Raw genomic sequence first — 23,748 nt, 5'->3', positions numbered from 1 at the left:
GCGCGCGACTCTGGGCTCTAGTCGGAGGGGAGGGGGCCATCACCAGCCGTCAGTTCGACGTAGCTGTCGAATAGGATCTGCTGCCGATCCCCTACGGAAAGGGTCCGTGCCCGCCTAACACCGAAGGCCTTGTCCACGACGCGATCCAACGCGCGATGAGCGGCCAGCAATTCTGGGGCCATCGCAAGCGGCTGGTAGTGGTCGGCTAGAGACCTGTTCGAATGTAGAAGCCTCGCCTTCTGTACCCGCTCCCCAGCGGCGATGATCTCTCTGCGTAGCGCCGCTCCTACCGGGGGAAGCGGAAGATTGTTCCAGACGACGTCCTTCGAGAATCTTAAATCGGACTTTATGCGACCACCCACAGTTTTTTGCCACGTGATGAACATGGACGAGGAGATGATCGCAAACGCAAAGCCGTCCGGATCCGGGCAGGTGAAGTTCGCGTTGCCACAGATGACATCTGCCCCGAGCCGGTCAGATGGGAAGAACCGCCGAAACTCCGACACGTGCGCTGGGATCGCAAGGAAGGCCACTTTGGGTTGCGCCTGTTGCACGAATAGGTGCGGGGATGCCGCCCACGCCCGCGTCGAATCAGCCTTCGACTGCTCCCGCATCGCCCTGACGGCCGTCAATCGCGCCCGAAGAAGAGGAGACCGATTTACATCTGCTGGGTCGAAGTCGTCCGCCATCCACAGGCACCAGCGTTGCTTGTTCTGGATGAGTTCGTCCGCCCCGACAAATCGACGCAGGTACTTCGACGCCACTGGATCAGCAGCAAACTCCGAGTACTGCTCAGCTGACACCAGCAGGTTGCCACCGTCGCGCGGCATCGAGCCGTAAGAGACGCGAGGCAATTCGGATGACAGCGGGGCCGACCTACCAGTCACGTACACGTTGGGCGCGTCCAGCAGGTAGCCGTTAATGCCGGTCGTCACGCGCACCTCTTCTGGATTCGCAACCAACGTGGGGTAGTCGAACAGGCGCGGCTTGGCGTGTGAGTCGCGGGTGAATCCAACGATAACGCAGTGCACCGAGGCGGTATCCCTTGCAGCGGACTCGGTCCGCCAAGCGAACGTGCGGTGTGCGAACTTGATCCGCCACCCCTGCGCCTCGATGCGCGGGAACAGATCCGAGACCGGTTCACCTTGGGTGACCGAATTGGTCGTCACGAACCCGAACTCGCCGTTTCGCCCATGGAGGTACGCCAATGCCTTAGCGTGCCAGGCGGTTACGAAGTCGAGGTGACCGGTATTCGCCATACCCCAGGCAGTCGCCAGTTCCAACTTCTGGGCCTGGTTTGTAGTCTTCCGGCCGAGGAATGGCGGGTTCCCGAACACAAACACCCGAACATCCGGTTCAGCTGGCAGAACGCCATGCCAGTTGGTGGTCAACGCGTTTCCGTGATGGATATTAGCCCTGATGTTGATCGGCAGCCGGACCACAGGCAAGCCGAGCGTGTTCAGCATTTGCTGATTGGCCTGGTGATCCACGAGGTACATGGCTGTTTCAGCGATCTTCGCGGGCCACCAGTTCAGCTCAATGCCGTAGAACTGATCGAGCCGCACGTTCAGCATCTCGGACGGATCGAGTACGAGGTCGGCGGATCGGCCCTGCAAAGCCTTCAACTTCACCAACAGGTCGAGTTCAAGCCTTCGCATCTCCCGGTAGGCAACGATCAAGAAGTTGCCACACCCACACGCGGGGTCTACGAACCGAAGCCGCTTGAATTCGTGGTGGAGCGCCTCCAGCTGGGGCTTGGTGTGGGCCTGGTCGAGCCGCCGGCTGTACTCGTCGAGGAACATGGGACGCAAGATTTTGAGAATGTTCCACTCACTGGTGTAGTGCTCCCCTGCCAAGTGCCGGGCCGCCCTGCTCTTCACCGTCTGGAATAAAGATCCGAACACCGCTGGCGAAATCCGCGACCAATCGAAGCGACAAGCCGCGAGCAATGCGGCGCGCATGTCGGTGTCAAACCAAATGGTCTGATCGTGCCCGGCATTGCGGTACAACTCGCCGTTGACATACGGGAAAGCCCGCATGGCCTCGTCGATCCGCGCAGATCGGGGGTCGGGCATGTCCAGTACCTCGAACAAGGCTCGGAGCTGCTGCCCGAGGTCGGAGCCGTCAATAGAGGTGCGTGTCTCAATGAACCGTTGGAACAGGCCTCTCTGCCAAAGGCCCGCGTCGTCGCCGAACATAAGGAAGAGCAGCCGGGTCAGAAGGACGGACGCCTCCATAGTGGCCGCGTCCTCGTCTTCACGGTCCGGGACCTCATCGGCGTCGATATCCGCATCCCCGGTCAGTGCGGCGTAAAGGTCCCCCATCAATCTTGCGGCCTGGACGGACGCCTCTGCCTGCTCCTCGGCAATGAGCGCGTCGGGGTCCTCACCGGCGAGGAAGAGGAACATCTCAACGTGGGCGTTCAAGTCGGCGAAGGCGACCGTCCGAGTCCGGTTAACCGACCGCGCTGGCAGGGAGAGGTCGGTGACCTGAATGGTGGCGAAGTCGGACGTGACGAGCCAGCGTGGCATCTGAGCCTCGGTGATCGTGCCGCCAGTCAAGTAGGCCTTAGCCTGAGTCTCGGCGTTCGACTCGGACCCAAGTCGCGGCGTCCGGATCTGACCCTGGGACTTCTGCTCGATCAGATATTGGCCGGGGAGGAAAACATCGATACGCCCCTCTCGGCCGGTGTCCGAGCGCCTCGCTGGGTACTCAAACGTGACACCGTGCAGATACGAGTCGCCCACGCCGTAGCAGGCCATGAACGCCTTCCAGAAATCGGTCGTATTGCGCTGCTCGCTGGTCACGCCCGAGTAGTCGATGACAAACTGGGCGACTCGACGGCGGATCTCATTCAACGCCAGCCGTCTGCTCGCCGAGGCCGACGGCATTGCTCCCCCTCTGCTCGGTTGAACCTGAATGGTGTCGTCCGCATCCTGCCGCGGCCCAGACACAGGCGTTGGCGCGGACGGCACCGCCCCCTGGTCGTGCTCGCTCACTGGCAGTGACGTCCCCCGACCTACGTCTTCCTCCCGAAGTTCCCGCGCATCTCCAAACGCGCGCAGCCCGTCGCGGATTGCGGCCTGAGCCGCGCAATCGTCCTCGTTGTACGCGAGGAGCCATTCCCGCGCCGCTGCGGCGACCTCTGGCTCGGTGGTGGCACGGGCCTCGTCGATCCTCTTGACGGATGCCAACCCGCTGGCGTCGTCGACGCCCCACTTGAAACCGAAGATCGGAGCGACGACCTTCAGGCCGAATCCGTCGCGGGCGAAAAAGTGTTGCTCCATCCAGCGCTTCAAATCGAGAAACCTGTCCTCGAACAGATCGTGGGCGCGTTGGCCTCCGAGGACGCGGATAGTCTTGGTGATCTCTGGCGAAGTCCAGTGGAAGATTCCCACCGTATTTCCGTTGGCCTCGTGTTCGGCGACGAAAGCTTCCAGCCAAGTAAAGAACTCGTCGGCGAGTGCTTGAGCAGATGCGTCATCCAAAATTTCAAAGGAGACGACGGCATGTTCGTACGTAGACGTGCTCTCATCTTGGCCTCGTCTGACGCGAGCGCCCCATTGATAGACGTGGCCGTCCGCGGGGTGCCACTCCACGTCGAAGTCGATCTCAACGTCGGCAGTCGGCACGGCGAGCGCTCCGCTGCTAGTCCGTTCCAAAAGCACTCCGTCGCGGAGCATTCGCGCACGGTGAATCGCGGCGTCCAACCGGGCGGTGGGGTTCGGGAGGTGCCCGGACTGTGCTAGGTAACCCGTCAACAGGTCACCACTCAGGCGGGCGTCGGCCAGCGCGTCAATTGTGCCTAGCCCCTGGGAGTAGAGGTAGCGCCACTCCCGGTCGGACAGCTGGCCCTTTAAGATCGCGAAGGAAGCATCCTCTGGCCCCGCCTCCGCCCGACAATGCGGCAAGTAGGGGCAGGAATGGCACTCGGCCTTGCCGAATGCCTGTACCAGTGACGGACCACCGGAGATCGCGGCGCGGGCGACCCGGAGCCTGTCAGCGAACTCATGATCGTACGACTCCATGATGCTGCGCTTGCGCTTGCCGGTCGGCGAGGTTCCCGACCAAGTCGTCTCCGTCAACTCGCGAAGGTCATACCAGACCCACCCATGCCGCTCTCGGTGAATCGCAGTGAAGTCAGAGGTTCCCAGGATGGCGCCCCAAGATTGATCTTCACCGGGATGCCGTCCCATGGCCTGCAACATCCGGGTGTAATGCGCCAGTTGCAGGCAGTCTGCCGCCCGATGGGGGGTCTTAGCCGACCACCCACCCTCCTTGTATCGAAACACCCCGCCTCCGAAACTGCCGCCAGGCCACGACAGCAGGGCACTGCTCCGCTCGGCCTTCTTGAGGGTGGAGTGGTGCTTGATGTCCGCGGGCCAATATTGGGCCAGAACTTTTTCATCACGAGTGGCTCGGAAGAGCACGTCCGGGGACCCAGTTCGCCCGCCGTCGAGGTCGTCGGGCAGCTGCCCACCGATGATGACAGGGACTCCCGCCTCCATGGCGGCGACGGTCTCCGCTATGCGCCTCTCCTTGTCCGCACGGTGGTCTCCGTACATGATGCTCAGGCAGCGGTCGCCTAGCGCCTCAGTCAGCAGGAGTACCATCGCCTGCTCGAACGCCCGTCCCTCCTCCATTCGCAACAGCACGTCGTCGGGCTCTCGCGCCGGGGGTGGGACGCGCGGGTCAAATTTGTTCTTGGTTCGGTACACGCACTGCCGGGCCGGGTAAGCGCCGAGGAGGACGTCGACTCGGGTTGGCTCACCAAGTTCGTCAATCACTATGTTCTCCTCCTGCCGTCCCGGACCGTCAACCGGGACACCGTATCCGCAGGTGGGCGCCCCGTAGGCGCACCAATTGAAGTATTGACTGAGCACGGTCCACCCTGCGGCACCAGGCGATGGGGACGCGCCGCGAGGGCGGACCCCTGACAGTCGGCGTCCCTGCCGCTGCGAAGGTTAGAGCTCGATGCGCGCCCTCCGGCAGTCTTGCGTAAGCGGGGGTAGGGGCATATGACCTGCGGGCATCCGAGTGGGATTTGTGCGGAACGCGCTTCCCTCATGCCCTCCAACGCGATAGCTGCCGGCGAGGGAAAGAGAGGATGCCCGCCAGGATGTGGGCACACTTCAAGTGGAGGTATGGCCATCGGACCGTCCGAGCGCGGCGTCAGGCTGGGCCGTCACCGAGGTCGGCCAGCGTGGCGTGAACGTTCCATGAGAGGTGCAATCCAATCTGCTCTACCTCGAGAATCTTCTTCGGGCCGACGTGCCGCGTGTGTCCCGGTGCAAAGAATCCCTTGTGGGCTCGCCAGTACGCTGGATAAAACTGCTCGAAAACGAAGCTAACGAATCGCAGCACATGCAACGGTGCCACGCAGGCGATCCGACAGTCACTCCCGTTAATCGTCAGATGCACTTCAGGGTGTCCCGGCTTTGCCGAGTCCGGGTCGAAGTCCATTCGCACCGGAGTACGAAGCAGTGGCTCGGCGTCCGCGTAGAAGAGGTCGATGACTTCCAGCAGTGGATCACCGCCCATGACGAACTGCTGGTCAACGTCATAAGGGCAAGGCACGTAAGCCAGTCGGTGTCCGGCTAATTCTCCGTCCTTCACGGTGTACGCGAGCTGCAGGAGGCTCCCGTCGAACAGAAGGGCAGAATATTCGCCGTGCTCCACCCAGTACCTGTACTGCTCAATTGTCGGATGACGGCGATTGAGGATAAAGGGCGAGCCCTTGGGTGCATACCCGTGGAATGAAACCACGCTCTCGGAGATCGAGACCGGATTCCGGTGTGCCGCAAGCTCCGAGTCCATGAGGAAATCCAAGACATTTGCAACCTCGTCGTGGATGTGCCTAGTCGTGAGCGCCATCGGTCTGCTCGCGGAGGTGAGTGAGTCGGGTACGAAGGGACGGCGGCAGATCTAGGATGTCCATCTCACCACTGTCGAGGGCGGAGAGGAATACCTCTAGGGCTTCGGTTCCCTTCTTAACTGTTACCTCTTCGCTTTCCGAGCGGTCACGGTGTATGTGCCGCAGTTCAGCTAGTTCGGCAGAGGTGGGGACTGTGAACTCCAGCCTGAAGCCGTTGTCGCGTACCCGGTTGACTTCGGCGGCGATCTCGGGCATTCGTTCTCCGAACCCAGTGATGCGAACCCACGATCGGGACCGGGTGATAGCGGTGAACAAGGTGTTGCGCTTCGTGACAGTATTGAAATTGCTAGCGGCGTGCTGTGCATCGATTGCATAAACCATTGGAGCTTCATTGCCCTTGGCCCGATGGATGTGCGCGATCGCAACTGACTCGGGCTGGAAGACTCGTTCCGAGCTTGTGTTCACACCGACAAGGTGGGACGGAATCTGATGCCGAGCGAGTTCACGCATGAGCCGAGGCGCGCGGCTCTTCGCACGGTAGGTATCGGGCAGCACGATGAGGATGTCGTCATGCTCGAGTTCATCGTTTACGAGATTTTCAGCGATCTGCTCCGCCACCCAGGCGTCCTGCTCCTGTTCTGTATTGAACTCGTTGATCACCACGGCGTCGTCGGGCGTCAGAAGGTCCGCGAAATAGCTCGGATACGAGTTACCCGAACGTTCCAGAGTGACAGGCTCTCCATGCTCCAGGCGGCCGTGGACCACCTCGTACCCGATGTCCTCCCACAAGGTCGGAGAGTCTGGGTGCTGTACCAGGCCGCCCTCGTGATAGATACCCGTGCCGAGCGCGTGCGCTGTCGCCAGCGCCCATGGCGTATTGCGATAGCAGATCGGTAGGACAATGTCCCGCTGTGGAGCGTTGGGTGGAGTATTGAGGCTAATCAAACTCTCGCCATGAGGACCCTTGCCGAATAGCTCGTCGGTTGACGGCATGGCCGCCTCGGACAGCTTTTGAAGCTCGTCGTATGCCCAAACGATTCGTTTGGGCTCATTAGTGAATCGATAGACGAGTTGAAAGAACTCAGGAGGAAGGTCCTGGGCCTCGTCGATCAGGACGGCGTCGAAGATCGGGGCTGTGGTCTGGGTCTCAGACAAAGTCAGAAGTTCGCGGCAGATTCCAGCAAATGCTTCTTCCCGCCCGTATGTGCCGTTGGCGTACGCCCAATTGCGCGGAACCTCACCGAGAGCGTTCGCGATCAGTGCATACACGCCCGGTGAACTCGCCGAACCCCAGGAGTGTAGAACTCTCATGTGCTCTTCGTCAGGTAAGTCATTGCTATGTTCAAAGGTAAACCTCGTAACTAGGTCAGTGACCTGCTGATACAAGGCACGCGATTGAAAAGTGAGCGCGATACGCCAGTCCGGGTTCTGGGTATGCCAGTATGCAGCTTTCAGAGCCAGTACCACGGTCTTTCCGGAGCCGGCAAGCCCGCGGATGCGTTGCGGCCCGGCCGGTGATTCGATCGCGGCTGCCTTTTGCCATTGGTCCAGGTTTGCGATGTGGCGTTCGATCTGCTTGATGGCGGAGCCACGAGAATCGGCCTTGACGACGTTGGACCGCTTTTTCGGGGGTTTGATGGTGGTTACGCGCTGAAGGGCGGCCTGCAAACTGCGTTCGAGCTCGCCATCGAGCCCATCGAGCCCGCTGATCCATTCGGGGACCTCGTCAAGCGTGAGGTACACACCCTCGGCATCGGCAGGTGCGTCTGCCGCCGACGGGAGGATGGTGACCGTCGAGGGCTCGACTCCCAGTCGACGGCCGCGGCGTAGGCTTTCGTGTCGCCTGAGGGAACCTTCAAGGACCGTGTAAAGACGATCCTGTGCCTCAACTAACTGGGCCCAGTCCTCGGCAGACTGTGGTTGGCCAGGACTGAGCAGAAACGCGATCAACCCGCACTGGGGGCTTACAAGTAGCGCGTCAATCTCCACGCGATCATCGGCTGTCGCCAAGACGGGGTAGCCGACATAGACGGTCCCCTCTGCGATGACCGCGCTCAGGGCCGATGCGAGGGCCTGGGCTGCGCCGTAGTTCCGGCTCGCGCCCTGAATCACATGTAGGGCCATTCAGTCCTCGCTCCTCGGTCGGCCTCGGCCATCGTGCCAGATCGCCAGGCAACGAGCTGCCCCATCAGCCCCCGTCATCGCATCCTGCCCGAAGCGTGCAGCGGCGGTGCGCGTTCCTGACTCGACAAGAAGGCACTGCGGGAATCTACAAGCCCGAACACTCGGTGACGCGCCTCCTTGCCGAGCCTGGTCGCCGACCGGCGACCCCCTGTGCGGATGACACGGCTCGATGGAGGCGGTTCCTCTATCGTCATTGGTGTGCTTCCGACCTCGGAGCGCGTACCTCTGACCGCGTAAAGGATCGGCGATGAAAGGCAAGACTGGCACCCCCATGAACACAGAGGTCTCGCCGGCTTCCCGGAAGCGGCGTGCCAAGCGACGTGCGGCTCAGGAGCGACGTTGGGCTGCTCGAGCCAGCGAGGTCGTCTTGCGCCAAGCCTCGGATCCATACGAGAGGGACAGCAATGAGATCCCGCGCCCGGATCGTTAATTCAGGCGCACTCGGGCCCACGTCCTACCAGCCGCATCTCGTTCCAGCGCGCATGCGTGATGGGTGGCGCATGACACCCTAGCCGCGTGGAGACAAACGTTCGTACGCCGCTAGACATATTCCACCTGCCGCAACACCTGGTCGTCCCCATCTTCCAGCGACCATATGTTTGGGACGAAACCGACCAGTGGGTGCCTCTATGGCAAGACGTACGTCGGATCGCCGAGCTGCGCCTGGCAGACGACTACAGCCAAGCGACGCACTTCCTTGGAGCCGTCGTGTTGCAGGCCCAGGAAAACTCAACCGGCGTGATGCAGTCCCGCAACGTCATCGATGGCCAGCAGCGCATCACGACGCTCTCGCTCCTAATGGACGCCGCCGGAGCTGTTCTCCAAGCCCACGACCACGAGAAGCTCGCGGGCCAGCTCGAGGACTTGACTCACAACTCCGATCGACACGTCCGCCAAGACGAAGACCTGCTGAAGCTCCGTCACACCAACCGCGACGGAGCGGCCTATGACGAGGTTATGCGGGCCGACCCACCTGTCGACTACTCCACGCTAAGGAACTCCTCGAGCCTCATCATCCGAGCTCACGCCTACTTCAGCGCTGCCGTAGCAGAGTGGCTCGGAGACCCCTCGGCCGCGGAGTACGAGATGCGCGCCACCGCACTTGTAGACGTACTGACGCGGGGCCTCCAGCTTGTCGCCATCGACCTCCGCTCCACCGAAAACTCTCAGGAGATCTTCGAGACCCTCAACGCGCGCGGCACGCCCTTGACTGCCGCCGACCTCATCAAGAACTTCGTCTTCCAGACCCTCGCGGCGGAGGGCGCCGACACCCGGCGGGCGTATTCCGAGGACTGGCCCTTCGAGGCGAAGTTCTGGGAGGAAGAGGTGAGCGTCGGGCGCTACCTGGTCACCCGGGGCTCGCTGTTCCTCAATCAGTGGCTCATCGCTCGCACTGGTGAGGAGGTCGGACCGAAGCAAACCTTTACCAGGTTCAAGCATTTCGTCGAACACGAGGCAGGCCAGAAGATGGCTGACCTCTTGCCCACCATCAAGGCTCAAGCCGACCTCTACGAGCAGTGGCATCGACTCGCTCAGGACACCAATCGCGACCTCGACCCCGTCGAGATGTGTGTCTATCGCAGCAATGCCGCTGGGCTCGAGCTCATCAAGCCTGCGATGATCTGGCTGCACGAACCAGATTCCCAACTCTCGGCAGCCACCATCCATGGCGTCACATCGGCCATCGAGAGCTGGATCTTCCGTCGAATGCTGGTTCGCCTCACGAGCTCAGACCTCGGTCGCGTCGTCGCAGCCGTCATCGCCACACATCAAGATCGCGACGAGACGCTCCCGGCACGTGTTCAGGCGTACCTATCTCGGCTCAACGTGGCGAGCACATACTGGCCCGGCGACGTTGAGGTGCGGTCTGCCCTGCGAGAGGAGGCGGCCTATCGACGCTTCTCAAGGCCCCGTTTACGCATGATGCTTGAGGCCGCCGAAGACCATCTACGTGGCTACACCGGCACAGGAGGTGCTGCGGCCGGCGGCCGTATCGCACGGGTCGGCTACCACATCGAGCATTTGCTTCCCCAAAAGTGGAGCACTCACTGGCCAGTGGACGGCCTCCCAGCCGAGCTCGAGCGCGCAGCACATGTCCACCGGCTCGGCAACCTCACGCTGCTCACCGCGAAACTCAACCAATCGGTCTCGAACGCGGCCTGGCTGGGCGAGAGCGGCAAGCGTCAGAAGCTGCATGCCCACGACGTCTTCCTGCTGAACCGCCGCATCCTCGATGTCTCCCGAGAGGGTTGGACCGAGACATTGATTGACCAACGAACAGACGAGCTTGTTGACGCACTGCTCGCAACTTGGCCCGTCCCGCCAGGTCACGAAGGGGTCATTGTCGACCCGGTAGCCGCCGAGCCGACCTGGATCGGAATCGAGCACCTGCTCGCAGCTGAGCTGCTTCAGCCTGGTCAGACGCTGGAGGCGAGGGCTTCAGCACACCGCGGCGCCCAATGTGTGGTCCAACCAGACGGCACACTCCTGATGGACGGAACGGTGTTCACTTCGCCGTCGGCCGCGGGCCACCACCTTCAGCACAGGGCAACCAACGGGTGGTATTTCTGGGGCACCACGGACGGTCGACGCCTCCGGGACCTCCGTGACGAATATCGAGCCAAACCGAAGACTCCGCCTGCCGACCAGCCTTGAGGGCCCGGATCCGGCTAACAAACGGCGATCCAGGGCTGCACCACCGGGACCGCGCTCACCCCACATCGCGCACCCCTTGAAAGCGGTGGCACGAGATCCTGGTTTTCCTGCGCGGCTCGGGGGGAGAACGGCAAGGCGGAGGCTTCCGAGGCCCCCTTGGGCCGGGAAAAAAGACCGCCCGCCATGACGCTAGGCGCGCAGGTTGCCTACCTACAAGTACCACAGACCATGGTTACGCACGGTGTACGGGTAACGGAGTGGGCTCTCCTGGGCGGGCATCGATCGGTGAGCCGGTTGATGAGGCTGTCGAGGAACCATTGTTGAGTTATCCACAGGCTGTTGCCTCATCCGGACGTGAGCCGCAGACCTCACTCCGGCGTGAGTCTTCGGGTGGTCATGTCTCGGTGGTGCGGCGCAAGTTGCGCCACCACATACTCCTGGTGGAATCCACCTCGATGGACCTTCTCGCGTTGCCGAATGAGCAATCCGCGCCGACAAAGTTCAGAGAGCGCGTTGTCGACTGTGCCGCGCGCGCATCGAGTTCTGCGCACGAGGGACTCGACGTCGCTGTACGAAGCGAGCCGGGTCTTGTCACGGGCGTCTTCCGCAATGGACACGTAGACCAGCATCTGCGCTGGCGTCAGATCCCTAGGTGCATAGTCGAGGACCTGGCCCACAATCCGTCCACTCATCGCCGCGAACCCAGACTTTGAGGTGCCGCGGCCGAGGCGAGGAACTCCGCGAGGTCTTCAGGACGCACTCGCACTTGGCGCCCCACGAAGGTTCCACGCAGATGCCCGGCGGCGATTAGACGGCGGACAGTCTTGGCGGACACTCCCAGTTGATCTCCTGCCATCTCCAAAGTGAGGAGGAGGAGGTTGCCGTTCATGATGTTGCTTTCCGCCCCAGCCCGGGCGCGGCCGTGTGCTTCGTCGTGGCGCAACAGGAAGAGCCACGGCGTGGCCTCCGAAGAGGTGCACGGCAATGCACGGAGTGGACGCGGCCATAGGACGGCCGCGCCCGGGCTGAGGACTTCGCATTCTCATCGCCGGATCGAGCCGGGGGTCAACGACCAGCCCGACTAGCGACAAACGGTTGTCTTGCGGAAGTGGTGCGCGTCAGCTCCGAGCGCCGTGCATCCTGAGCGCCGGGGCTCCAGGCGCCGCCACAAGCGCCGACACGTCACTCGTGACGCGGTGCGCGAGGCGAATGCGAGTACGCCTCCAATAGCTAACGATGCGAAGTTGTCGAGTCCGCTCGAGCTTCACAAGCTCTACCACGCGTGTCGACGGCGCAAAGATGTCGAAGGCAATCGGAGTTCTGCGCAACCACCCGCGAATCGCCCGCCACGCGAGCCCACTGATGGCTTCCGCTACCCCTCCGGCCACCGCTGGGCGGAGTGTGACTGGACCGATCGGGTTGGGGTACGTCTGCACCGCGGGAGTCGCGAACGTCTGAATTGCTAGACCCTCAACGCCAAGGGCATAGGAGACAGCGCTGACCCCGGAAGGCGGCATCGCGATCGTTCCAATCACGTTCCGGACCATAGACGACAGCACCGACAACATTGACCGTGCCGCGCCGCACCGCCGCGGTTACCGCGTGCCCTTACGTGCCCTTACGTGCCCAAATGGCCGGGAAATACTGGCCACTGCCGTCCCCTCTTGGGCACTGCTGGTGATAACGTCTTCGCAGGTCAGGACCACAATTCGTGGCTTGACCTGGGCAGACGCTCAGACGGTGTCGTCAGTTTTGCAAGCAGGGGGTTAGGGGTTCGAGTCCCCTAGGCTCCACCACGCTCTCGGGGGCTTGCTTTCCCCGGTGCACCGGGGAAACTGTCGCTTCTCGGCCGAAATCTCGGGCGAGAAGCAGAGGTTTCGGCCGGGTAGTCGTACCGCGGCCGGCTCGGGCTCAGATGAAGAGCAGCTGGGCGCCGTCGGTCTTCTCGATGAAGTCGGTGGCGCTGATGATCGCCTCGACCTCGTCGTAGAGGTCCGCCTCGGTGAGGTGGTTCATGTCCGCGGACATCCGGCAGGCCCACAGGTGGCCGCCGGAGGCGACGATCTGCTCGAGGAACTCCGGTACGTCGGGCACGTCGAGCGCGGCGATCGTCTTCTTCATCTTGGACGTCGCCATCGCGGTCATGCCGGGCAGGCCGCCGAGGCCCTGGGGCATGTGGGTGGCGGTGTTGCCGATGATCGTGAACTTCAGGTCGGCCATCGTCGACTTGGTGATCATGTCGAAGCCCCAGAACGTGAAGAACAGATGGGTCTCGACACCTTCGCCCAGGGCGGCGTTGGCCAGGATCAGGGCCGGGTAGGCCATGTCGAGGTTGCCCTTGGAACAGATGATGGCGAGCTTGCGGCCGGTGCGCTCCGGGCTGTCGAAGTCCGGGACGATCGCGTTCGCGGTGTCGGTCGGTGCTGTGGTGGTCATGACGGGCTCTCTCCTGGTGACCGAGACTCGGTGGTCAGACGCAGCCGCGCGGCTTGGGCAGGCCGGCGACGTACGCCATCTTCTTGGTGGGCTTCTGCGGGAACAGCTCGAAGAGCCGCTTGACCGGGATCTCCCCGCGGGTCGAGACGCGGCGCAACGTGGCGGTCTCGCCCTGCTCGGCGAAGTCCTCGCGCAGGAACCGGATCGCCTTCCAGTGCTCGTCGGTCAGGGTGATCCCGATGGCCGCGGCCAGCTCCGCGCCGAGCGCCTCGTCCCACTCGTCGGCATCGGTCAGGAAACCCTCGTCGTTGACCTGGATCGGACGTCCGGCCATGGTGGTCACAGGCATGTTCACTCCTCCTTGGTTGCCGCGGTGACGGCGTGCTTGCCGGCCATCGACATGTGGGCGGGCAGCGGCAGTGGCCGGCCCGGCAGCAGGACGTTCCAGTAGATCCAGCGGAACGCCAGCTTCCCGAGGTGGTTGCGCCGCGTCTCCTTCAGCAGCGCCATCGGCCCGGCCAGGGGCAGCGGGTAGCTGCCGGTCAGTGGCTCGGTGTCGTAGTTGAAGTCGATCAGGAGACCTTTGTGGTCGCCACTCTCGATGAAGCAGTTCGCGTGCCCGTCGAACGAACCGGTCATCGGCTTCCCGGCGATCAGCTCGAGGAAGTTGTCCACGAAGATCTCCACCGAGAAGTGGGCGACCGAACCGGCCTTGGAGGTCGGGATGTCGGAGGCGTCACCGACGGCGAAGATGTCGGCGTGCGCCTTGGACTGCAGGGTGTGCTTGTTCACCGGCACGTAGTTGAGCTCGTCCCCGAGTCCCGACCGCTCGACGAAGTCGGCACCCATGTTGAGCGGGATGGTGACCAGCAGGTCGAAGGGGATCTCGCGCTCGTCGTACGACACGAGGGTCTTCGCCTCGTCGTCGATCCGCTCGATCATGAAGTCGGGCTCCAGAAGGATCTTGCGCTCCTCGAGCATCGAGCCGAGGTGCTCGGCCGCGACCGGCTTGGTGAAGGCGCCGGGCAGCGGGGTGACGAACACCAGCTCCACCCGGTCTCGTACGCCGCGCTCGTGCAGCCAGGCGTCGGCGAGGAAGGTGAACTCCAGGGGGGCGACCGGACACTTGATCGGCATCTCGGTGATGTGGACGACGAGCCGGCCGTGGTCGAAGCCCTGGAGCGCAGTCGCCAGCGCGTTCGCGCCCTCGAAGGTGTAGAAGTCGAAGATGCTGCGGCGCCACTGGCTCCCCAACATGCCCGGCGTCTGGTCGGGCCGTGGCGTGGTGCCGGAGGCGATCACGAGGTAGTCGTAGTCGAGCAGCCGGCCGTCGGTCAGCGAGACCCGGTGGGCCTCGGCATCGACCCGCTCGACCTCGGCCTCGACGAACCTGACGCCGTCGGCGAGCTGCGCATGGCGAGGCCGGTGGATCTGGTCGGGGGTGTAGATCCCGAACGGCAGGAACAGGTAGCCCGGTTGGTAGGGATGGAGGTCGTCGCGGTCGACGACCGTGATCTCCCACGCGCCGGCATCGAGCCGATGCCGGAGCTTGTTCGCGATCATGGTCCCGGCCGTACCGGCACCCAGCACCAGCAGTTGCCTCGTCACGGTCCTGCTCCTCACGCCGAGGGACGTGGTTGTCCGACACCAACGCTAGGAAGCGGGGTGCGCGGCGGTCAGAGCCGGACGTCCCGTACGGACGGGACCTCATACCCCTGGGGGTGTCGCAAGGACCTGCTCAGAGCCAGATGTTGTCGTGCGCTGCGTAGAAGGACTCGCGCTCGTCGGAGGTCATGGTCAGGCCCTCACCGAGGCGCTTGAGGGTCTCGAAGTACTCCTCGCGTGGCGCGCCCGGAGCGAAGAGCAGCAACATCGAGGCCCGAGCCTGCGACTCGTTGCGGAAGCCGTGGATGCCACCGGCCGGCACGAACATGAAGTCGCCGGCGCGGGCATCGAGCCAGTCGCGCCCGTCGTAGACCCGGACCGTGCCGGAGAGGATGAAGAACGTCTCCGAGATGGTCCGGTGGAAGTGGGGGTCGGGACCGCTGACGTTGGTGCCGAAGTCCCAGCGGTAGAGCCCGAACTGGCCGTTCGTCGACTCGGTCGTCGCCAGGTAGCTGACCGTCCCCCCGGCGCGGTAGCTGAGCTCGGGCTCGGCGTCGGCGCGGCGCACGGTCGCGGTGACCTCACCGTGCTCGCCGAGATAGGTCGGGGGAGGGTACGACGTGTGTGAAGGGTCGGGTGCGGACACGGTGCCTCGCTTCCGGTCGGGCGGTCAGCCGCCGTAGGGGACGGTCAGGATCTCCAGGTTGTGGCCGTCGGCGTCGGACCAGTAGAGGCCGCGCCCACCGTCGTTGGTGTTGACCACGCCCGGACGACGATGGAACGGGTCGGCCCAGAAGTCCAGGCCGCGGTCCACGATCCGCTGCCGGATCGCGTCGAACTCGGTCTCCTCCACGAGGAAGGCGTAGTGCTGCCCGTCGGGGTCGCCGTGGTCGTCGGCGAAGTCCAGCGAGACGCCGTTGGCGAGCTCCAGGACCCGGAACGGGCCGTAGGTCCCCGGGGGAGCGAGCCCGAGGATCGCGGCCAGGTCCTCCGCGGCGCGGTCCTTGTCGGAGACGTGGACGATCGTGTGGTTGAGCTGGATGCTCATCGCGCTCCTCCCTTCTGCTGCTGCCCGGCCAGCATCCCCGTTCCGGGGGCGGCGGCGAGGGGCTGCCGCGTTCCCGAGGACGACTGATGCCGCGATGCTCACGAGGATCGCAGTCCCAGTGACGCCTCCGTCTCAGGCGACGCCGTGCAGGTTCTTCGCGGTCGGCGAAGTGGCCACCGTCTCGGGGTCGGGGTAGGTGCCGAAGAGGCGGTCCGCGGTGCCGGCGCTGGTGACGGTGAACCAGTAGTGCTCGTTCTTGTAGTGGTGCAGCCGGTGGTTGCGCCACACCGCACGATAGAGCCGGGTGCGAGGGCGGTAGTCGCTGTGGATCAGGTAGTGGGTCCACTCGTAGCCGAACTTCAGGGCGTAGACCGACACCAGCAGGGACCAGGCGGCCGGCCGGCTCGGGAACGCCAGCAGTGCCACCGCGACGTACGCCGGGAGCAGCCAGGTGAGGACCTGCCACGGGATGAACACCAGGGGCAGGTCGCGGGGGTCGGCATGGTGCTCGCGGTGCTTGCGGGCGAGCAGCGAGTCGACCTCGACGCCGGCGACCCGTCGTGGCCGCCAGTGCAGGATCCCGACGTGGATCACCCACTCGATCACCGGGAACAGGGCGACCAGCGCGACCGGGATCAGGAGCTCCCACCAGGAGCCGCCGCCGACGACCACCCGGCCGACCACCGACCCGAGCAGGAACCCCGAGATGAGCCAGGGGGAGGGATGCCGCCAGAACTCCACGGCCACGGCACGCAGGCCGAGGTGGCGGCGCCGTGGCCCGGTGATCCGGGCCTCGTCGGCGGCGAGGCGCTCGCGGGCGAGCTGGTCCACGGGGTCGTCGGTCATCGGGCCTCCACGGCGTCGAGGGCGGTGAGCAGGGCGTCGGTGCTGGTGCGCAGCACGCGCTCGGCGGCCGCACGGGTGGTGTCGGGGTCGCCCTCGCCGATCGCGGCGGTCAGCACGCGGTAGGCACCGGCGCGACCCGGCTCCGAGCCCAGCAGCGGGGCCAGGACGGCCAGCGCCGGCTCGTAGGCCGCGCGCAGGCTGTTGAAGAGCAGGCGGAAGGTGACCGAGTCCGCCGCGTCGACGACCAGGTCCCAGTAGCCCAGAGCGAGCCGCTGGGTCTCGACCGCCTCGTCGCACGCGTCGTAGGCGTCGACGACCTCGGCGAGCCGGTCGATGAGTCCGGGGGTACGACGCTGGGCGGCCAGGGCCGCGACGCCGGGGCCGATCAGCAGCCGAGCCTCGACCACGCTGCGAGCCACGGCGAGGTCGACCGAGCCGTCCCTCACGAGCAGCGTGGGCAGCAGGTCGAGGCCGGCGTACCGCTGGAAGTCGCGCACGGTGGTCGCCCCGCCGTGCCGCACCTCGAGCAGGCGGGTCTGGGCCATCCGCTGGAGCGCCTCGCGCACGGCCGGTCGCGACACCCCGAGCACCTCGGCGAGGCGGCGCTCGCTGGGCAGCGCCTCGCCGGCACCGAAGCGGCCGGCCACGACCTCGCCGAGGACCTGGTCGAAGACCTCGTCGGGGACCGAGCGACGATGCACGGGCTGCAGCGGCATGCCCGCGACGCTAGGAACGACCTCCGACGTTGGTCAAGTGGTCATACCAGTATCCGGTCAGCAGCAGGCGGCTGCCGACGACTCGTCGGCGGTGGTGCGGCACGTCGCGCCCGCGGCGTCGAAGGTCTCGCTGTCGGCGAGCACGGTGTAGACCTCCCAGCTCTCCCCGTTCGGCGCGCCCTCGACCCAGAACTTGTCCTGGAGGGCGTAGCAGCACGTGGTGCCCCGCTCGTCGACCGAGGCGAGACCGGAGCCGGCGAGCCGGGTCTGCTCGGCGTCGACCGTCTCCACGTCGGGGACCTCGACGCCCAGGTGGTTGATCGTGCCGCCCTGGCCGGCATTCTCGATCAGGACGAGCTTCAGTGGGGGCTCGGCCACCGCGAAGTTGGCGTAGCCGGGCTTGATCTTGGCCGGCTCGGTGCCGAAGAGCGCGGTGTAGAAGGTGATGGACTCCGCGAGATCGTCGACGTTGAGGGCCAGCTGGATGCGGGACATGATCACTCCTTACATAGATGAATGTCTATATGATACCTCGAGTGTGCTCCAGACATCGATCTGTGTCAACATAGACACATGTCGAAGTCTCAGGTGGTCGTACCCCCGCGCCGGGTCCTGGAGCTGACGCCGGTGGAGACCGTCGCGTGCTGCTCGCCGCTGATGCAGGAACCCCTGTCGGGTGAGGCAGCCGAGCGGATCGCGCCCCTGCTCAAGGCGCTGGCCGACCCGGTCCGGCTCCGGCTGATGTCGATGATCGCCTCGCACGCCGACGGCGAGGCCTGCGTCTGCGACCTGAACGACGCCTTCGACCTGTCGCAGCCGACGATCAGCCACCATCTCAAGGTGCTGCACGAGGTCGGGCTGCTCGATCGCAACAAGCGCGGGGTGTGGGTCTACTACCGCATCCGCCCCGCGGCCCTCGCCGACCTGGGCGCGCTGCTCGGCGGGCTGCCCGGATGAGCGATCTTGTCCGCGAGACCGCGCAGGCGCCCGAGGACGCCGCGGTCCTCCGGCGGCTCTCGACGCTCGACCGGTTCCTGCCGGTGTGGATCATCGCGGCCATGGTGGCCGGGCTGCTCCTCGGGCGGATCGTCCCGGGGCTCGACGGCGCCCTGTCGAAGGTCGAGATCGGCTCGGTGTCGCTGCCGATCGCGATCGGGCTCCTGGTGATGATGTACCCGGTGCTGGCCAAGGTCCGCTACGACGAGCTGGGCCACGTCACCGCGGACAAACGGCTCCTGGTCTCCTCGATCGCCCTGAACTGGGTGCTCGGCCCCGCCCTGATGTTCGCCCTGGCCTGGCTGATGCTGCCCGACCTCCCGGCGTACCGCACCGGGCTGATCATCGTCGGCCTGGCCCGGTGCATCGCGATGGTGCTGATCTGGAACGAGCTGGCCTGCGGAGACCGCGAGGCCGCCGCGATCCTGGTGGCGATCAACTCGGTCTTCCAGATCGTGGCGTTCGCGGCCCTCGGCTGGTTCTACCTCGAGGTGCTGCCCGGCTGGCTCGGCCTGGACAGCACCGGCAACGGCGGCGGCCTCCACGTCTCGGTCTGGGAGATCGCCCGGTCCGTCCTGGTCTTCCTGGGCATCCCGCTGCTGGCCGGGTTCCTGACCCGCACCCTGGGCGAGCGTGCCCGCGGGCGGGAGTGGTACGAGTCGACGTTCCTGCCCCGGATCGGGCCGGCCGCGCTCCACGGGCTGCTGTTCACGATCGTGGTCCTCTTCGCCCTCCAGGGCGACACCATCACCAGCCGCCCACTCGACGTGGCCCGGATCGCCCTGCCCCTGCTGGCCTACTTCGCCCTGATGTGGACCGGTGCCTTCGCCCTCGGCCATGCCCTCCAGATGTCCTACCCGCGCACCGCGACCCTCGCCTTCACCGCGGCCGGCAACAACTTCGAGCTCGCGATCGCGGTCGCGATCGGCGTCTTCGGGGTGACCTCCGGCCAGGCGCTGGCCGGGGTGGTCGGACCGCTGATCGAGGTGCCGGTCCTGGTCGGCTTGGTGTACGTCGCCCTGTGGGCGCGCCGCCGCTTCTACCCCACCACCCGCGAGAGCACCCAGGGAGCACCACTGTGACCAGGCCCGCAGTCCTGTTCGTCTGCATCCACAACGCCGGCCGGTCTCAGATGGCCGCCGGCTACCTGAGGCACCTCGCCGGTGACCGGGTCAAGGTCCTCTCGGCCGGCTCCGAGCCCGGCGAGCGGATCAACCCGATGGCCGTGCAGGCGATGGCCGAGGAGGGGATCGACATCGCCGGGGCCCAGCCGCGGGTCCTCGACCCGGACGACGTGCGCGCCAGCGACGTGGTCGTCACCATGGGCTGCGGCGACGCCTGCCCGTTCTTCCCCGGGACCCGCTACGAGGACTGGCAGCTGGACGACCCCGCCGGTCGGCCGATCGAGGAGGTCCGGCCGATCCGCGACGAGATCCGGCGCCGGGTCGAGGCCCTGGTCACCGAGCTCGTCCCGTCCTCGGGCGCACACACACCGGCTGACTAGCCTTGGCGGGTGCCGACCGCCGCCCCCGCCTCCGTCGTACGACGGGCCACGGCACCGGCGACCTGGCCGATCCACCTGCTGGCCCTGGCGGGGATCGTCGGCTGCCTCCTGCTCGGCCGCTGGCAGCTGCACGTCTGGCAGGACCACCGTGCGCAGAGCTCGGTCGCGGTCACCCGGCAGGCGCCGGTGCCGCTCGACTCCGTGCTCGGTCCCGACGCGGCGTACCCCGACGTCGGGCTGGGCCGGCCGGTGCTCGTCGAGGGGACCTGGGTGCCGCGCGAGACGGTGCTGGTGACGGGGCAGCAGCAGGGTGGCGCGACGGGCACCTGGGTGGTCACCCCGGTGCTGACCTCGTCGGGCTCGGAGATCCCGATCGTGCGCGGGTGGGTGGCCCCGTCGCACGGCGTACCGGCGCCGCCGCACGGCAGGGCGTCCCTGGTGGGGCTCCTCCAGCCGTCGGACGACAGCGGGCCGGTCGACGACGACCCGCACGACCGGACCCTCCCGGCGCTGAGCATCACCGGGCTGGTGCCGCTGACGGGGCACGACCTGTACGGCGGCTACGCGATCGCGACGAGCCGCGCCGTACCCCAGGGGCAGACCGTCAGCGGGATGACCGGCCTGACTGCTGCGCAGGCACCCCACCTGCCCGGCGCCGATGCGTCCACGGCGCTGCGCAACCTCCTCTACGCCCTCCAGTGGTGGTTCTTCGCGGCGTTCGTGGTGTTCATGTGGTGGCGCTGGCTGGCCGAGGACGTGCTGCCCGATCCGGGGGCCGCAGCGCAGGCCTAGGCGCCCCGGCTAGATTCGAGGTTGTGTCCAAGCTCTTCCCCGCCTACCGCTTCCTGGCGATCCTCGTCGGCGTCCTGCTCGCCTTCTGCTCGCTGGTGGCGCTGCCGCTGCGCTACCTCCCCGCTCAGGGCAGCAGCCTCCAGCGCTTCGGCGAGGCCGCCAGCATCATGTGGGTCGCCCACGGCTGGGTCTTCATCGTCTACGTCGTGGTCTCGTTCCTGCTGTGGCGCCAGACCCGCTGGTCACTGCCCTTCGCGCTGCTCGTGCTGGCGGCCGGACTGATCCCCCTGGTGATCTTCTGGGTGGAGCGGGTCGTGACCCGCCGGATCCGCGCCGAGCACCCCGAGCTCGCCCCCGTTCCCGGATAGTCCGTGACGAAAGCGCCCCATCCCGGGCCCCGATGGGGCCCGAACGTCACGGACTACCCCAGAATGGCCCGATGACGACGGCGTTCGTGCTCGGGGGCGGTGGGGTGCTGGGTGCTGCCGAGGTGGGCATGCTGCGAGCGCTCTTCGAGGCCGGCATCGGTCCGGACCTGGTCCTGGGCACCAGCGTCGGCGCCCTGAACGGGGCGATGGTCGCCCGCGACCCGACCGCGGCGGTGATCGACCGCCTGACCGAGCTCTGGCAGGACACCGAGACCGCGCGCACGATCGCCGACCGCCCGCTGCGGACGGTACGCCGTGCCGTCTCGACCGGCACCCACATCTACTCCTCCGGGCCGATGCAGAAGCGACTGATCGCGGAGTTCGGCGAGACCACCTTCGAGGACCTGCCGGTGCGCTTCCAGGTCTGCGCTGCCAGCATCGAGCGGGCCGCGGAGCACTGGTTCACCAGCGGCCGGCTGGTCGACGCGATCATGGCCAGCGCGGCGGTCCCCGGCCTGCTGCCGCCGGCCAAGGTCGGTGACGAGCACTTCCTCGACGGCGGCATCGTGAACTCGATCCCGCTCGGGCGCGCCGTGGCCCTGGGCGCCGACCGGGTCTTCGTGCTCCAGGTGGGACGCATCGACCGGCCTCTCCAGGTGCCGCACCGGCCGTGGGAGGTCGCGCGGGTGTCGTTCGAGATCGCCCGGCGGCACCGCTTCGCCCGCGAGCTGGCCGAGCTGCCCGAGGGCGTGGAGGCGCACGTGCTCCCGGCCCGGGGTACGACGAGCCGGGACGACTCGCTGCTCGCCCACCGCGACTTCTCCCGGGTCCGCAACCGGATCGACGCCAGCTACGAAGCCTCTCGGGACTACCTCGCGGCGCTCCGGTGATCTGGGTCCTGCGGCGCCTGGTGATCGCGCCGGCGATGATCGGCCTGGCGGTCGCCCTCTGGGTGACGCTCCCGCTGTGGCTGATCGCCGCGGCGGCGCTGACGCCGATCCTGCCCGGCCGCTGGCGCGCCCTGCGGCTGCTGTGGCTCTTCGTCGTCTACGTCACCTGCGAGAGCGTCCTGCTGGTGGTGCTCCTCGGGCTGTGGGTCGCCGCCGGGTTCGGGCGACGCCTGCGTACGCCGTACTTCGAGGGGATCCACTACGACCTGACCGAGGGCCTGCTCTGGGTGCTGTTCGGCGAGGCGCGCCGGGTGCTCAAGCTCCGTATCGAGACCGACGGCCCCAGCCCGGACGCGCACCCGGGCGTGCCGCTGATCGTCGCCTGCCGCCACGCCGGGCCCGGCGACTCGCTGATCCTGATCCATGCCCTGATGGACTGGTACCACCGCGAGCCGCGCGTGGTGCTCAAGGACACCCTGGCGTGGGACCCGATGATCGACGTGATCCTGCACCGGATCCCGGCCAGCTTCATCTCCACCAACCCGCGCGCCGGCCAGGACTTCGAGTCGGAGATCGCCGCTCTCGCCCGCGGCCTCGACGAGAACGACGCGTTCGTGATCTTCCCCGAGGGCGGCAACTTCACTCCGGCCCGGCGCCGCCGTGGCATCGACCGCCTGCGCAAGCTCGGCATGGAGCGGATGGCTCGCCGTGCCGAGCGGATGACCCACGTGCTGGCGCCCCGCCCGGGCGGCTTCCTGGCCGCGCTCGACTCGGCGCCGGACGCCGACGTCGTGCTGGTCGCGCACACCGGGCTGGACCACATGCTCACGGTGGGCGACGTGTGGCGCGAGCTGCCCATGGACAAGGTGATCACCATGCGCTGGTGGCAGGTGCCGCGCGAGGAGATCCCCGCGGAGCGCGAGGCCCGGATCGAGTGGCTGTTCGGCTGGTGGGAGCGGATCGACGCCTGGATAGCCGAGAACCGGCCGCAGGATCTCTCCCGCGGCCGGTCCCGGCGTACGACGTCAGCGTCCTGAGGGCGGTGCCGCTCGCGCGGCGCCTGCCCCCCTCAGGGCTTGGGCTTGTCGCCCTCGGCCTCCAGGTCGACCACCTCGGCGGGCTCGTCGGGCGTGGTGACGGGGTGCTGCTCGTCCACGGCGTCGGCGAGAGCCTCGTCGGGGCCGGCGCCACCCTCGTCGTCACCGACCGGCTCGTCGGAGGCTGCGGCGGCGGCATCGAAGATCGGGGTCTCGGACGCGGCCCGCGGCGGCGGTGCCGGGGTGTAGGAGGACTGCCAGTTCTCCTTGTCCGAGGAGGACTGGGCCTTCTTGTAGAGGAAACCGAGCAGCCCCGCGATGCCGGTCAGCACCAGCACCTTGCGCAGGCGGTGCTTCTTCTTCGGCTGGCCCCGCAGCTCGGCGGCCTTGGCGGCAGCCAGGTCACGACCCGTGGCGGCCTTGTCGGCAGCCAGCTCGACCGCGGCCGAGGCGCGCTCGGACGCGACGGCTGCGCTCTGGGCCAGCAACGGAGCGGCCTTGCTGCGCGCGTCGGCGAGCACCGGGCCGGCCTTGTCACGGGCGTCGGCCAGGATCGGGCCGGCCTTGTCGCGCGCGTCGGCCAGGGCCGGGCCGGCCTTGTCGCGCGCGTCGGCCAGGATCGGGCCGGCCTTCTCCCGCGCGGTCTCGACCGCAGCCTCCACATAGTCGGCGGCCTGCTCGATCAGCGTCTTCTTACGACGGATGCGCATGGCGACCCTTTCTCTCGTCTGATTCTCTCCATCCCATCACGTCCACCACGTACCCAACAGGGCGGGCCCCACCACGACCTGACCCA

The 23,748-nt window shown here is 66.2% G+C and carries 21 protein-coding genes; 8 read left to right on the top strand and 13 right to left on the bottom strand.

What is annotated here, in order from left to right:
* Positions 1–17: 17 nt before the first annotated feature.
* The 3 genes from E3N83_RS14320 to E3N83_RS14310 all read right to left on the bottom strand — a co-directional run bounded on the left by E3N83_RS14320 (position 18) and on the right by E3N83_RS14310 (position 7,999).
* Complete coding sequence (locus E3N83_RS14320; RefSeq protein ID WP_151083872.1) at positions 18–4,787, bottom strand: TM0106 family RecB-like putative nuclease; 4,770 nt, start codon at positions 4,785–4,787, stop codon at positions 18–20.
* A gap of 385 nt (positions 4,788–5,172) precedes the next feature.
* Positions 5,173–5,817, bottom strand: coding sequence for a DUF2290 domain-containing protein (locus E3N83_RS14315; RefSeq protein WP_191907814.1), 645 nt, complete (start codon positions 5,815–5,817; stop codon positions 5,173–5,175).
* A 40-nt stretch (positions 5,818–5,857) separates the two neighbouring features.
* Positions 5,858–7,999, bottom strand: coding sequence for a DEAD/DEAH box helicase (locus E3N83_RS14310; protein WP_151083870.1), 2,142 nt, complete (start codon positions 7,997–7,999; stop codon positions 5,858–5,860).
* Between the two features lie 576 nt (positions 8,000–8,575).
* Between E3N83_RS14310 and E3N83_RS14305 the strand changes: the two genes are divergently transcribed.
* The gene (locus E3N83_RS14305; protein ID WP_151083869.1) at positions 8,576–10,714 is read left to right on the top strand and encodes a GmrSD restriction endonuclease domain-containing protein; all 2,139 of its coding nucleotides are present in this window, start codon (positions 8,576–8,578) and stop codon (positions 10,712–10,714) included.
* 688 nt (positions 10,715–11,402) lie between these two features.
* Here E3N83_RS14305 and E3N83_RS14300 read toward each other — a convergent pair.
* The 9 genes from E3N83_RS14300 to E3N83_RS14260 all read right to left on the bottom strand — a co-directional run bounded on the left by E3N83_RS14300 (position 11,403) and on the right by E3N83_RS14260 (position 17,860).
* Positions 11,403–11,603 (bottom strand): helix-turn-helix domain-containing protein, encoded by a 201-nt coding sequence (locus tag E3N83_RS14300; protein WP_151083868.1) that lies wholly within the window; start codon positions 11,601–11,603, stop codon positions 11,403–11,405.
* Positions 11,604–12,625: 1,022 nt separating this feature from the next.
* Positions 12,626–13,150, bottom strand: coding sequence for a DsrE/DsrF/DrsH-like family protein (locus tag E3N83_RS14295; protein WP_151083867.1), 525 nt, complete (start codon positions 13,148–13,150; stop codon positions 12,626–12,628).
* A 34-nt stretch (positions 13,151–13,184) separates the two neighbouring features.
* Positions 13,185–13,499 carry a TusE/DsrC/DsvC family sulfur relay protein gene (locus tag E3N83_RS14290; RefSeq protein ID WP_151083866.1) on the bottom strand — a complete coding sequence of 105 codons (315 nt, stop codon included), beginning with the start codon at positions 13,497–13,499 and terminating at the stop codon, positions 13,185–13,187.
* 2 nt (positions 13,500–13,501) lie between these two features.
* Positions 13,502–14,758, bottom strand: a complete 1,257-nt coding sequence (gene sqr, locus E3N83_RS14285; RefSeq protein ID WP_151083865.1) for a type III sulfide quinone reductase, selenoprotein subtype — start codon at positions 14,756–14,758, stop codon at positions 13,502–13,504.
* Between the two features lie 130 nt (positions 14,759–14,888).
* On the bottom strand, positions 14,889–15,401 hold the full coding sequence (locus E3N83_RS14280) for a cupin domain-containing protein (protein WP_151083864.1): 513 nt from the start codon (positions 15,399–15,401) through the stop codon (positions 14,889–14,891).
* A 24-nt stretch (positions 15,402–15,425) separates the two neighbouring features.
* Positions 15,426–15,803 carry a VOC family protein gene (locus E3N83_RS14275; protein ID WP_151083863.1) on the bottom strand — a complete coding sequence of 126 codons (378 nt, stop codon included), beginning with the start codon at positions 15,801–15,803 and terminating at the stop codon, positions 15,426–15,428.
* 132 nt (positions 15,804–15,935) lie between these two features.
* Positions 15,936–16,649, bottom strand: coding sequence for a sterol desaturase family protein (locus E3N83_RS14270; RefSeq protein ID WP_151083862.1), 714 nt, complete (start codon positions 16,647–16,649; stop codon positions 15,936–15,938).
* Positions 16,646–17,365, bottom strand: coding sequence for a FadR/GntR family transcriptional regulator (locus E3N83_RS14265; RefSeq protein WP_151083861.1), 720 nt, complete (start codon positions 17,363–17,365; stop codon positions 16,646–16,648). The genes E3N83_RS14270 and E3N83_RS14265 overlap by 4 nt, the downstream gene beginning before the upstream one ends.
* Before the next feature lie 57 nt (positions 17,366–17,422).
* On the bottom strand, positions 17,423–17,860 hold the full coding sequence (locus E3N83_RS14260) for an ArsI/CadI family heavy metal resistance metalloenzyme (RefSeq protein WP_151083860.1): 438 nt from the start codon (positions 17,858–17,860) through the stop codon (positions 17,423–17,425).
* Positions 17,861–17,938: 78 nt separating this feature from the next.
* Between E3N83_RS14260 and E3N83_RS14255 the strand changes: the two genes are divergently transcribed.
* The 7 genes from E3N83_RS14255 (at position 17,939) to E3N83_RS14225 (ending at position 22,952) form a co-directional block, all read left to right on the top strand.
* Positions 17,939–18,322 carry an ArsR/SmtB family transcription factor gene (locus E3N83_RS14255; protein ID WP_151083859.1) on the top strand — a complete coding sequence of 128 codons (384 nt, stop codon included), beginning with the start codon at positions 17,939–17,941 and terminating at the stop codon, positions 18,320–18,322.
* Positions 18,319–19,443: an ACR3 family arsenite efflux transporter gene (arsB, locus tag E3N83_RS14250; protein ID WP_151083858.1), complete on the top strand. Its 1,125-nt coding sequence runs from the start codon at positions 18,319–18,321 to the stop codon at positions 19,441–19,443. Before E3N83_RS14255 ends, arsB begins: the two co-directional genes overlap by 4 nt.
* Positions 19,440–19,865 (top strand): arsenate reductase ArsC, encoded by a 426-nt coding sequence (locus E3N83_RS14245; protein ID WP_151083857.1) that lies wholly within the window; start codon positions 19,440–19,442, stop codon positions 19,863–19,865. Before arsB ends, E3N83_RS14245 begins: the two co-directional genes overlap by 4 nt.
* A gap of 9 nt (positions 19,866–19,874) precedes the next feature.
* Positions 19,875–20,657 (top strand): SURF1 family protein, encoded by a 783-nt coding sequence (locus E3N83_RS14240; RefSeq protein ID WP_151083856.1) that lies wholly within the window; start codon positions 19,875–19,877, stop codon positions 20,655–20,657.
* Positions 20,658–20,680: 23 nt separating this feature from the next.
* Complete coding sequence (locus E3N83_RS14235; RefSeq protein WP_151083855.1) at positions 20,681–21,025, top strand: DUF3817 domain-containing protein; 345 nt, start codon at positions 20,681–20,683, stop codon at positions 21,023–21,025.
* A gap of 71 nt (positions 21,026–21,096) precedes the next feature.
* Positions 21,097–21,915, top strand: a complete 819-nt coding sequence (locus E3N83_RS14230) for a patatin-like phospholipase family protein (RefSeq protein ID WP_151083854.1) — start codon at positions 21,097–21,099, stop codon at positions 21,913–21,915.
* Positions 21,912–22,952 (top strand): 1-acyl-sn-glycerol-3-phosphate acyltransferase, encoded by a 1,041-nt coding sequence (locus E3N83_RS14225; protein ID WP_202879226.1) that lies wholly within the window; start codon positions 21,912–21,914, stop codon positions 22,950–22,952. The genes E3N83_RS14230 and E3N83_RS14225 overlap by 4 nt, the downstream gene beginning before the upstream one ends.
* Positions 22,953–22,984: 32 nt before the next feature.
* On the opposite strand, the gene E3N83_RS14220 is transcribed toward E3N83_RS14225, so the two are convergent.
* On the bottom strand, positions 22,985–23,662 hold the full coding sequence (locus tag E3N83_RS14220; protein WP_151083853.1) for a hypothetical protein: 678 nt from the start codon (positions 23,660–23,662) through the stop codon (positions 22,985–22,987).
* Between the last annotated feature and the right edge of the window lie 86 nt (positions 23,663–23,748).

It is taken from the genome of Nocardioides cynanchi, from assembly GCF_008761635.1.
Lineage (GTDB): Bacteria > Actinomycetota > Actinomycetes > Propionibacteriales > Nocardioidaceae > Nocardioides > Nocardioides cynanchi.
Note: the sequence above shows the minus strand (reverse complement) of the source record. Positions and strands in the feature narration are given on the sequence as shown.

What these genes read in the sequence shown, in the direction of transcription:
- E3N83_RS14315 (WP_191907814.1), bottom strand. Translation starts at nt 5,817, where the DNA reads ATGGACTCGGAGCTTGCGGCACACCGGAATCCGGTCTCGATCTCCGAG.
- E3N83_RS14310 (WP_151083870.1), bottom strand. Translation starts at nt 7,999, where the DNA reads ATGGCCCTACATGTGATTCAGGGCGCGAGCCGGAACTACGGCGCAGCC.
- E3N83_RS14300 (WP_151083868.1), bottom strand. Translation starts at nt 11,603, where the DNA reads ATGAACGGCAACCTCCTCCTCCTCACTTTGGAGATGGCAGGAGATCAA.
- E3N83_RS14295 (WP_151083867.1), bottom strand. Translation starts at nt 13,150, where the DNA reads ATGACCACCACAGCACCGACCGACACCGCGAACGCGATCGTCCCGGAC.
- E3N83_RS14290 (WP_151083866.1), bottom strand. Translation starts at nt 13,499, where the DNA reads ATGCCTGTGACCACCATGGCCGGACGTCCGATCCAGGTCAACGACGAG.
- E3N83_RS14275 (WP_151083863.1), bottom strand. Translation starts at nt 15,803, where the DNA reads ATGAGCATCCAGCTCAACCACACGATCGTCCACGTCTCCGACAAGGAC.
- E3N83_RS14270 (WP_151083862.1), bottom strand. Translation starts at nt 16,649, where the DNA reads ATGACCGACGACCCCGTGGACCAGCTCGCCCGCGAGCGCCTCGCCGCC.
- E3N83_RS14265 (WP_151083861.1), bottom strand. Translation starts at nt 17,365, where the DNA reads ATGCCGCTGCAGCCCGTGCATCGTCGCTCGGTCCCCGACGAGGTCTTC.
- E3N83_RS14260 (WP_151083860.1), bottom strand. Translation starts at nt 17,860, where the DNA reads ATGTCCCGCATCCAGCTGGCCCTCAACGTCGACGATCTCGCGGAGTCC.
- E3N83_RS14255 (WP_151083859.1), top strand. Translation starts at nt 17,939, where the DNA reads ATGTCGAAGTCTCAGGTGGTCGTACCCCCGCGCCGGGTCCTGGAGCTG.
- arsB (WP_151083858.1), top strand. Translation starts at nt 18,319, where the DNA reads ATGAGCGATCTTGTCCGCGAGACCGCGCAGGCGCCCGAGGACGCCGCG.
- E3N83_RS14230 (WP_151083854.1), top strand. Translation starts at nt 21,097, where the DNA reads ATGACGACGGCGTTCGTGCTCGGGGGCGGTGGGGTGCTGGGTGCTGCC.
- E3N83_RS14220 (WP_151083853.1), bottom strand. Translation starts at nt 23,662, where the DNA reads ATGCGCATCCGTCGTAAGAAGACGCTGATCGAGCAGGCCGCCGACTAT.